This window comes from Collinsella provencensis, assembly GCF_900199705.1.
GTDB lineage: Bacteria > Actinomycetota > Coriobacteriia > Coriobacteriales > Coriobacteriaceae > Collinsella > Collinsella provencensis.
The window spans coordinates 1,503,115-1,513,199 of record NZ_LT904908.1 but is presented as its reverse complement, the minus strand read 5'-3'; the positions used below and the strand labels follow the sequence as shown (position 1 = coordinate 1,513,199).

Below are 10,085 nucleotides of genomic sequence, written 5' to 3'. Positions count from 1 at the left end.
AGATGTCGATAAGAGACAGCCATCTCACCATAGGCAGCACCATCTCACCATAGGCAGCACCATCTCACCATAGGCAACGGCATCTCACCATAGGCAGCACCATCTCACCATAGGCAACGGCATCTCACCATAGGCAGCACCATCTCACCATAGGCAACGGCATCTCACCATAGGCAACGACACCTTGTCATAAGAGACGACAAAGGGCTGAAGCGGGAAGAGGCGCCAGCGCCGCCCGGCGCAGCGCGCGAGGCGCGTGTCACTCGTAAGGCCAGTCGACCCTGTTCAGCGAGAACTCCGCCCATGAATAGGATGGGAGATACGACCCCTTGTATGAGTTGACCGCGATGGGATCTCCATCCAAAAAGTGATACACATCGCAATCGACGGCCCCGGGATCGATCGCGAGGCTGTCACGCTGCTTGACGACAACGTCTTCCGCGTGCACCGAAACGAGCGTGGAACGCAAGTCGGCTACAAGCGACCTGAAGTAACTGCGCTGCGACGCATTGTAGGGGGCATCTTCCCAGAGCACCGCGCAGGCTTCACGGGTGGTGATGCTCGCACCCCGCCTGTCGATCAGCAATGCCAACAGCTCCTTGGTCTTCGAGCGCTTGAAAGAGAGCGGCTTTTCATCTACGAACACCTCGAAGCCATTGAACGTCTGAACGCGCACGCGCGAACAACCGCCAGACGCGCGACCGTCGTCGCGGGCATGGGCCTCGCCCATCCGCTCGCCGGCGAAGGTCAGCTCTCGCACGAGCTCATCCATGTTGACCGGCTTCAGCAGATAACCCGTGGCGTGCAGAGAAAATGCATCAATCGCGTATTCGTCGTAGCTGGTCACGAAGATGATGTGCATTTCAGGTTGGAGTTCCTTGAGGCGTTTGGCCAGATCAAGCCCGTTCATCCCGGGCATTCTGATGTCAAGAAAAGCCACATCGACGTCGGCGTTCTCCGCATACTCCAAAGCGCGCCTCGAACTGCTGAAGCCGTGCGAGACGCCATCGGGCATCGCCTTTTCGAGAGCCCTCATGAGGTCCTTAAGTGCGAGTTGCTCGTCGTCTACCGCGATAACGTTCATACCGACCCCTCTTCGGCGGCTGCATCAGCTTCAGTTGCCATATCGACCCGGGCGTGCGGGATGCGAATCACCGCTTGTGTGCCGCATCCGGGCTCACTCCGCACTTCCAGGGTCGCCCTGCCATCCCCACAAAGATCCCCGCTGCTCTCGGCAAGACGCATGCGCACGTTCTGTATGCCGATATGCAAGGGGGCATGGAGCTCATCTTGCACATCGAATCCGACGCCGTCGTCGATGACCGAAACCACGAAGGCATCCCCATCGTCCTTGGTGGCGATGCAGACCTCCCCGCCTTCTTCTTTCACCGAGATCCCGTGACGAACCGCGTTCTCAACAAGCACCTGCACCGAAAGCAGCGGCAAGGTAAAACCCTTTTCCCGTATATCGTAGCGAACGCGCAGGCGCGAACCAAACCTCATCTTCTCCAAATCGAGATAGGTCGCGATGTGCCGCAGCTCCTTCTCGAAAGGAATGGGATCTTTGCTGGTAAGAGACGCCATGTTCTCGCGCAGGAACGTCGAGAAGCTACCGATCGCCACAGCGGCCTCGGCGGGATCGCTCGAGCATAACTCCCGAATGCCGGTAAGGGTGTTATACAGGAAATGCGGTTGGATTTGGCTGAGCATGATTGCCGAACGCGCCTCCGCCAGTTCGCGCTCGCGCTGTTCGAGCAGGGCCTTTCGCTCCGATTGGATGTTCAGGAAAACGAGGAGGATGGCAACGGCGACAAGGGTATTCATAAGAGCCACGCCGAACCACGTCACCTGCAGCACTTCGGCGATGATCGGCAACGTGATATAGCAGGCAAAACCGAGCAGCTCTTTGAACCTGAGAAATGAGCGGTACCGGACCACGATCCACGCATTGCGCAGGTGAAGAAAAACCGGTATCACCTGGGCGAGCAAGAAAAGATCCCCACGCAGATAGCCGCGCTGGGCATCGACGGCAAAGAACATCCCGTTGAACAGCGATGCGACACAGCCAGCGAAGTAGATCGCAAAGAGCATGAGCGGCAACCTCAGGTAATCATGCGTCACGGCATGGCGTTTTGAGATGAACGCGACGATATAGCCCGTGAAGAAAAGAAACAGCGGCGCCGGTGCCACGTAGAAAAGGAACGTGCCAGCAAGGACCACTGCATATTCGATCTCATTGAGCGGCGCGATAAAGCACCAGGCAACCAAATCGCCCAACGCCATAACGGCATTGCACAGGCAGATGCCCACAAAGCACTGATTCGCTCGATCCTCTCGATCGCTCGCAACAAGAACGTACCCGCCGAGCACGAGGCAGAGCAGCGCGCTATAGACATCGAAAGCGACGTTGAATTGGTTCATGCTGCGCCCCCCTTAACGGCCATGAGCAAGGAGGTACCCGCCCCTTGCCATGCGACATGAGACGGGTACTTTACCATATGCGATAGCATCGGCAAGATCGCTGAAGAAAAGGACTCTACCGCGCCGCATGCCTGCCATTTTGAGAGGAAGACGCCCTCAGGCGATCCACAACCAGGACACCTGCAATCATCGCACTCGCGCACGCCAGGAGAGCACCGAGCGAACTCACCGCATCGCCCGTGGCGGCCAACTTGCCGGCACTGGTCTTGTTGCCAGAGGCATCTTGTTCGCCAGCATCGGGAGAGGCGTCGTCAGCCGCGTCCTTATAGGCGATCGCGTAGGCCGAGAATGCGTCCGTCTCGAAGGTGAGCGTCTTGGCATCCGCATCGTACGTTGCGGGAATCACCGATGCCTTGCCATCGTGCACCCGTATCACCTCGTAGCTTCTCGCCTTCGATGCGTCGGTGCTGACGGCGGAATCGGGAAGCGTCAGCTGCACGGTCACCGGCTCGACCGTCTCATGAACCTGCGTTTCGACGCCATCCAGCCTGTAGAAGAGCGCGAGATCAATCTCGTCGACGAGCGTCCAACCGTTCAGGTTCGCAGCGATCACGGCCGCGTCTGCATCCGATACCCCTCGCACAGACGTAAGCCAGATGTCCACGTCTTTGCCGATAGAAACTTGGCCGAGCACGTCGGTCGGCAAGGTCCGTTGCGCCAGATCCATATCGGTGTTCGTCAGTTTCGCAGCAAGTGCATTGTTCGCCACATCGGTGACGTCCTTGATGTCGCCCACCAGGTCAGGGTTCACTTCGATCGTGAACTTCGCCACCTGCTCGGGTGCGGCCTTCCAGATGCCCGTCTCTGCCGCAGACACGCCAACGAAGTAGCTACCGGGAATCGTAGGCGAAAACGGCAATTCGGCCCCCTTGACGCCGTTGTTACCTGCGTACCATTTCACGGTCACTGCTCCATTGCCCGCGTAGGTGTAGGTAGGGGTAAACGCGCTTCCATCATAGACTTGGCGTTGGTCTGCGATCTCGATGTCCGCCGTTTGCTTGTAGCTGGCAGGAGCGATCGTGCCGTTGCCCGTCAACCTGTTGTAGTCATTGGCGAAGGAAACGCCGTCGCCGATGGTGAGCGTAGTGTTCTCAGGGATCTCGAGCGTGTGGTCGGCGCTGAGAGACAAGCGGTCGGTTAGGGTCTGGTTGCCATATACCCTGCCGTCGTTGCCCTCGAAGATGATGCCGCGCCAATCCGCCTGTCTGCCCTTGTCGGCAATGGAAGAAGCGATGATCAGGGCTTCTCCATCCGCACCGGTGGTAAAGGTGCCCGCCGCGCCGCCGCGACCGTTGCCTATGCCCTCAGAACCGCTCGTGCCAGTGGCCCTCACCGTGCCGCCGGATACGGTAACCACACCACCATCACCCTGATAACCACCACCGATGCCAGCGCCGTTTTTGCCTGTAGCATCAACGATGCCACCGTTGATAGTGATGATGCCTCCATCCCCCCACAAGCCACCGCCGATGCCAGCACCGTCTCCTCCTACAGCTTCTACGATGCCGCTATTTATCGTGATCGTTCCACCTTGACCATTGGTACCGCCGCCGATGCCAGCACCGTAGCTTAGGCTTTCGGCTTGCACCGTTCCGCCGCTGATGGTGATATTGCCGCCAGCCCCATATTCGCCGCCTCCGACGCCAGCGCCCCTTTCACCAACAGCATTCACCGTTCCACCAGTAATGGTGATTATGCCGCCTGTGCAGTCCATGCCACCGCCGATGCCAGCTCCTTGGTGACCAGTGGCGTTCACCTCACCACCGTTGATGGTGATACTGCCTCCATCCCCCCACAAACCGCCGCCGATTCCTGCGCCTTCTCCTCCTACAGCTTCTACGATGCCGCCGTTGATCTCCACCGTGCCGCCATTGCTTCTGTAGCCGCCACCGATGCCGGCATTTACTCTGGCGGTCGCATAAATATGCCCGCCGTTGATCGTGACCGCGCCGCATGAACTGTTAAAGCCGTTGCCAATGGCGGCGTAATCGCCATCCCCAAGCGCCCTCAATCTTCCCATCGTGCCGTCAACTGCGGACTGTGCGTAGATTGTCAGCTTATTGCCGCCCTCCACCGTGATGCCTTGGTGGGCAGTCGGACTCACACCATTTGCCAATATCAGACGCACATCACCCGTGACGGTCACGCGATCTGTGAACTCCACGTTGCCATCTATCACGTACCAATGCTCTTGGTCATCGTTCACGCCCCACGTGGTGTCGCTTGCCGCCAAAGGCAGTGCGGCATGGCTTTGCGCATCACCGTTCTCGTCGAGATAAGTCACATCCTGGACTTCCGCGAAAGGCTCGGCGCTCTCGTCGCTGAACGCACCGGTTTTAGACGTGCCTTCGATTGATGCGTCGCTCGTAACGGTATTTTCAAGACGCGCACCAGACCCGTCGCTCCCCACCGCCCATGCAAGCGACGAGCACGCCAGCGTACCTGTCAAAAGCACCGCAAGCACCGAAAAGGCAACGATCCGTTTTCCATTTCGCCGTGCCGTGCGTCCGCGCTCTTTCTTCCTCATGTTCAACTTCCCTCGTTCTAGCTGGCAAAAGACTCTGTGTGAATCCGTGTGTGCAACTCCTAAGCGTGTGGCCATGTGTGCAAATCCGCACCATGCGCCATTTCGGGCCTTGCTTGAAAGCCCCTCACGCAATCCCGAGCGGACCGCCTTCGGCGACCCCCCTACAATTTGACTTGAACTCACTATACGAAAGAATGTGCAACGAAAGTGCAACAAGCCCAGTCATAACAACAGCGCCCCTCCACAGGAAATGGAAGGACGCCGCACATGATGAACGCCTATTCGATTTTGGCAGGCACACGGCAAACGCGCAGTGCTTCGCAGAGACGTTTACGCCTTCTGGGTCAAAACAGCACCGAAGGCGGTTGGACCGCAATGGCTGGAAATAACGCCACCGACCTGTCGCCACGTAACCTCTTCAAAGCCCAACTCACGCGCATAGGCTTCCATGTCGGCGCGCAGCTCCTCAGAAAGGCCGACCGAATACGCCAGGCCGATGCTGCTGAAATCGATATTGCCAAACGAAACCATATGATCGATGAACGCCTTCGAGGCTTTGAGCATGGAACCGCGGAACTTCTTGGTTGCCACGAACTTGCCACCGGTGACCTCGATGCACGGCTTGATCTTGAGCAGGTGCGCGCCCACAAACGCAACGTTGGTAAGGCGGCCGCCCGCCTTGAGGAACGCAAGATCGGTGGGAACAAAACCCAGCAGCACCCGGTCCGCCAAGTTCTCCACGAAGGCGAAGATCTCCTCGACCGTCGCGTCGGGATGGGCCTCGATGTACTTGGCAGCCTCGACCGCGATGAGCGACTGGCCAATCGACACGAAACGCGTGTCCATGGAATGCACGTAGTCGCGACCTGCAGCGGCAATCTTGGAGGACTGATGCGAGCAAGTCGTCACCTCGGAATACGCCAGGTGCAGAATGGTCGCATCGGGCTGCTCGGCATGAATACGGTCGTAGACCGCTTCGAAGTCCGCCGGGGAGCAGCCGCTCGTCTTGGGCATGACGCCCATCTCATTGCAGCGCGCGTAAATCTCGATGGGATCGATGGATCCGTCGTCCACCGTCTCGTCGCCCATGGTCACGTGCATGGGCACGGGAACGATACCATAGCGTTCACACAGCTCAGGGGTTACGTCGGAGCCGGATTCGACCACGATTACGTACTTTGCCATTCTTGTCACAACCAATCCGTTGTATCCGAAGCATCCCCACAAAGCGGAGGTTCAGGGTTTTTCAGGACCCCTAGAGCATACAACGCATGCACCGACAACGGATGAAGAATCGGTTAGATAACGGTCATTTGCGCGTTAATTTGTTCGATTTTTCTTTTACTCGACCAGCAGCTTCGCGATCTGCACCGCGTTGGTGGCAGCGCCCTTGCGAATCTGATCGCCGCAGCACCAGAACGTGATGCCACACAGCGCATCCGGGTTGGAAATGTCGCGACGAATGCGGCCGACCCAGATGAGGTCCTGGTCGCTCGTGTCGATGGGCATAGGCCAACGGTCGTGCGCGCTCGGAGCCTCAAGGTCATCCACGAGCTTGACACCGGGGGCGGCGGCAAGCGCCTCGCGAGCCTGCTCGAGCGTGATCTCGCGCTCAAACTCGAGCGTGATGCTCTCGGAGTGCGAACGCATCACCGGCACGCGCACGCAGGTGCAATTCACGCGCANCCACGAGCTTGACACCGGGGGCGGCGGCAAGCGCCTCGCGAGCCTGCTCGAGCGTGATCTCGCGCTCAAACTCGAGCGTGATGCTCTCGGAGTGCGAACGCATCACCGGCACGCGCACGCAGGTGCAATTCACGCGCAGCTCGGGAAGGTGCATGATCTTGCGGCCCTCGTTTTGCATCTTCATTTCCTCAGAGGTGTAGCCCTCGAACTTCTCCCCGCCGATCTGCGGGATGAGATTGCTCACGAGTTGGGCCGCGAACGCCTGCGGCTCCGGGATTTTCTCGCCACGGCCGAGCGCCGTGATTTGCGCTTCAAGCTCGCGCATACCCGGCACGCCCGCGCCACTTGCAGCCTGGTACGTGCTCACGATCATGCGCGTCACGCCGGCAAGCTGATGCAGCGGCCAGGTGGGCACGAGGCCGATGATGGTCGCGCAGTTGGGGTTGGAGATGATGCCCTTGTGGTTGAGGGCGTCGGCGCCGTTGATCTCGGGCACCACGAGCGGTACGTCCGGGTCAAGACGGAACGCATGCGAGTTGTCGACCGCCACGGCACCGCGCTTGACGGCCTCGGGCAGCAACGCGCGAGCGACGTCATCTTCGGCGGCTCCGAGCACGATATCGCAACCGTCGAACGCCTCGGGACGAGCCTCCTCAATCGTGACGTCACCCCACGGTGTAGAGACGACCTTGCCTGCAGAACGCGCACTCGCCAAAAGCTTGAGCTCCCCTACCGGGAAGTTTTGCTCGTCAAGGCACTGGAGCATCTGCGTGCCCACCGCGCCCGTCGCACCCAGGATTGCAACCGTGTACTGCTTCATAACTCGTTCCTCTCAAACCAAGTGCTCAAACATGCATCTCAAACAAATCGGACATGGGCCCGGTCCGGGCCCTCGAACAAATCGGACATGACCCTAGTCCGGACCCTCTCAGACAAAGCCAGCCGGACCCGTACGTGAATCCGGCCTTCCCGCGACCCCGTCTTACAGCGGGGCGGAAACGGGGTTGAGCTCGTCGGTCCTCACAATCGTGCCGTCCTTCTCGCAGAAGGCGTCATAGATGGTAGCGATGGCAAGGTCGAAATCCTTTTCCTCGACGCCGCAGATGATGTTGATCTCATCACAGCCCTGCGTGATCATACGCACGCTCACACCCGCCTCGCCGAGCTTGCCGAACAGGTGGCCCGAAACGCCGGGGCGTCCGCGCAGGTTGCGGCCCACGGTGGCGATGAGCGCCAGATTCTCAACGACCTCGATCTCGAGCGGCTCGACCTCTTCTTTGATATCGGCGATGAGCGACCACAGCGAGTCCTTCACATCGCTTGCCTGCACCACGGCGGCGAACTGGTCCACGCCGGTGGGCATGTGCTCGACCGACACGCCGTAGCGCTCGAACACGGACAGCGCGCGGCGCATGAAACCGATACGGCTCTTGGTGCGGTCGCGTGAGACGGCGATGGCGATGAACCCGCGCTTGCCGGCGATGCCGGTAATGATGGGCTCGGATTCGCCTTCCTTGGCGGTCTCCGAAATGATGGTGCCGGGGTCCTCAGGGGCGTTGGTGTTCTTGATGACCAGCGGAATACCCGCCTCGCGCACGGGGAACACGGCCTCCTCGTGCAGGACGCTCGCTCCCATATAGGAGAGTTCGCGCAGCTCTTCATAGGTAATACGCGGGATAGGCTGAGCGCTGGGCACGATGCGCGGGTCGGCGGAAAGGAAGCCCGAAACGTCAGTCCAGTTTTCGTAGAGGTCCGCGCCGAGGCATTGCGCCAGAATGGAGCCGGAGATGTCTCCGCCGCCACGGTCGAGCAGCTTGATGCGGCCCTCTTTGGTTGCACCGTAGAAACCGGGCATGAGGAAACCGCCCTCGCGCGCGTTCTTCTTCACCAGTTCGGTCGTGCGGCTCATCGAAAGGGTGCCATCGTGGTGGAACGCGACCATATCGGCGGCATCGATGAACGGCAAGCCCAGATACTCGGCCATGAGGCGTGCGGTAAAGTACTCGCCGCGGCTCACCAGGTACTCGGTTGTGAACTTGCCCGCGCGGGCGCCCTCGGCAAACTTGGCGAACTCCTCGCGGATGGGGTACGTGAGACCCAGGTCATCGGCGATGTCGAAGTAGCGCTGGCCGATGTCCTCAAGCAGGTCGTCACACGATACGTGGTAGTTCACGTGTGCGTCCACCAAATAGAGCAGGTCCGTGACCTTGGTGTCGCCCGAAAAGCGGCGACCGCAAGCGCTTACCACCACAAATCGACGGCCCGGGTCGGCGTCGACTATGGCTTTGATCTTCTTGAAATGCTCGGCGTCGGCAACAGAGGAGCCGCCGAACTTAGCGATTTTTATCATGGTGAACGTGGGCCTTCCCCGCGGACATCCGCCCGCTGTTACACGTTGATACGACAGAAACGATCGCGCTTCTCACAAAACCACCGGCGGGTTAAAACCACCGCGGGTTTTGACAGGTCCCCGTCGGGACCTTCACGCGAAGCCTGAATACTTTACCATGCCAAAGTATCTTTTTCGCAGGCACTCGCTTTGTTTCCAAAACAATAACGCACTGTGGAATGTCACGGTAAAACACGGTGGCCCGCGGCACTTTAGCACGACAAAGCACGCGGCTCTGCTAGTATGGGCACTGTCCAACCATACCCCGTCCGAGAAGAGCATGCGCCCGGAGTCATTCCGGCGCTTGCAGCTGCATCAAAGCTCGCCCCGTCCACGGACCACAAGCGCCACTACCCCGTAAAGGAGCCCCTATGGCGATGTATCACAGCACCCGTTCCGCCCAAACCACGCTCACCTCCAAGGAGGCGATTCGCAAGGGCATCGCGCCTGATGGCGGCCTTTATGTGAGCGACGCGCTTGGCGCCGTCACACTTGATTTGAGCACCCTTGCCGAAAAGTCGTATTTCGAGCTTGCACGCGAAGTTCTCGGCGCGCTACTGCCCGATTATTCTGCCGAGGAAATCGCAGCGTGCGTTTCCGAGGCATATGAGGGAACGTTTGCGAGCGATGAGGTCACGCCGCTTGTCGCGCTCGGCGCCGCTCCGTATGCCGATGGCGTGCCCGCACAGGTGCTTGAGCTGTGGCATGGTCCCACGAGCGCATTCAAGGACGTGGCGCTGCAGATGCTGCCGCGTCTGATGGCACGAACCGCGGGCGCGGGCGCGGCGGGCGACGCTGCCGACGAAAACGCGACGGGCGTCGATGCCGCCACCGAGAACATCATGATCGTCACCGCCACGTCGGGCGACACGGGCAAAGCTGCGCTTGCGGGCTTTGCCGACGCCGCGGGCGTGGGCATCACCGTGTTCTACCCCGAGGGCAAGGTCAGCCGCGTGCAGGAACTGCAGATGAGCACCCAGGAAGGCGGCAACGTGGCCGTGT

Annotated in this window: 5 protein-coding genes and 3 pseudogenes; 1 reads left to right on the top strand and 7 read right to left on the bottom strand. The window is 59.8% G+C overall.

The window, feature by feature from the left end:
• Positions 1-259: 259 nt before the first annotated feature.
• The 7 genes and pseudogenes from C1711_RS06700 to C1711_RS06670 form a co-directional block, all read right to left on the bottom strand.
• Positions 260-1,084, bottom strand: a complete 825-nt coding sequence (locus tag C1711_RS06700) for a response regulator (protein WP_102338337.1) — start codon at positions 1,082-1,084, stop codon at positions 260-262.
• On the bottom strand, positions 1,081-2,421 hold the full coding sequence (locus C1711_RS06695) for a sensor histidine kinase (RefSeq protein WP_102338336.1): 1,341 nt from the start codon (positions 2,419-2,421) through the stop codon (positions 1,081-1,083). The genes C1711_RS06700 and C1711_RS06695 overlap by 4 nt, the downstream gene beginning before the upstream one ends.
• A gap of 115 nt (positions 2,422-2,536) precedes the next feature.
• Entirely contained in the window at positions 2,537-5,008 is a 2,472-nt protein-coding gene (locus C1711_RS06690) for a hypothetical protein (protein ID WP_102338335.1), read from the bottom strand.
• Positions 5,009-5,338: 330 nt separating this feature from the next.
• Complete coding sequence (locus C1711_RS06685; protein WP_102338334.1) at positions 5,339-6,193, bottom strand: DegV family protein; 855 nt, start codon at positions 6,191-6,193, stop codon at positions 5,339-5,341.
• A gap of 156 nt (positions 6,194-6,349) precedes the next feature.
• Positions 6,350-6,691 (bottom strand): annotated as a pseudogene (locus C1711_RS06680) (Asd/ArgC dimerization domain-containing protein); the annotation flags it as partial.
• A gap of 4 nt (positions 6,692-6,695) precedes the next feature.
• Positions 6,696-7,514, bottom strand: a pseudogene (locus C1711_RS06675) (aspartate-semialdehyde dehydrogenase); the annotation flags it as partial.
• A 162-nt stretch (positions 7,515-7,676) separates the two neighbouring features.
• Entirely contained in the window at positions 7,677-9,044 is a 1,368-nt protein-coding gene (locus C1711_RS06670; RefSeq protein WP_102338332.1) for an aspartate kinase, read from the bottom strand.
• 410 nt (positions 9,045-9,454) lie between these two features.
• Between C1711_RS06670 and C1711_RS06665 the strand changes: the two are divergent.
• Positions 9,455-10,085 (top strand): annotated as a pseudogene (locus C1711_RS06665) (threonine synthase); the annotation flags it as partial.

Coding starts and splice junctions, on each gene's coding strand:
- C1711_RS06700 (WP_102338337.1), bottom strand. CDS start 1,084: ATGAACGTTATCGCGGTAGACGACGAGCAACTCGCACTTAAGGACCTC.
- C1711_RS06685 (WP_102338334.1), bottom strand. CDS start 6,193: ATGGCAAAGTACGTAATCGTGGTCGAATCCGGCTCCGACGTAACCCCT.
- C1711_RS06695 (WP_102338336.1), bottom strand. CDS start 2,421: ATGAACCAATTCAACGTCGCTTTCGATGTCTATAGCGCGCTGCTCTGC.
- C1711_RS06670 (WP_102338332.1), bottom strand. CDS start 9,044: ATGATAAAAATCGCTAAGTTCGGCGGCTCCTCTGTTGCCGACGCCGAG.
- C1711_RS06690 (WP_102338335.1), bottom strand. CDS start 5,008: ATGAGGAAGAAAGAGCGCGGACGCACGGCACGGCGAAATGGAAAACGG.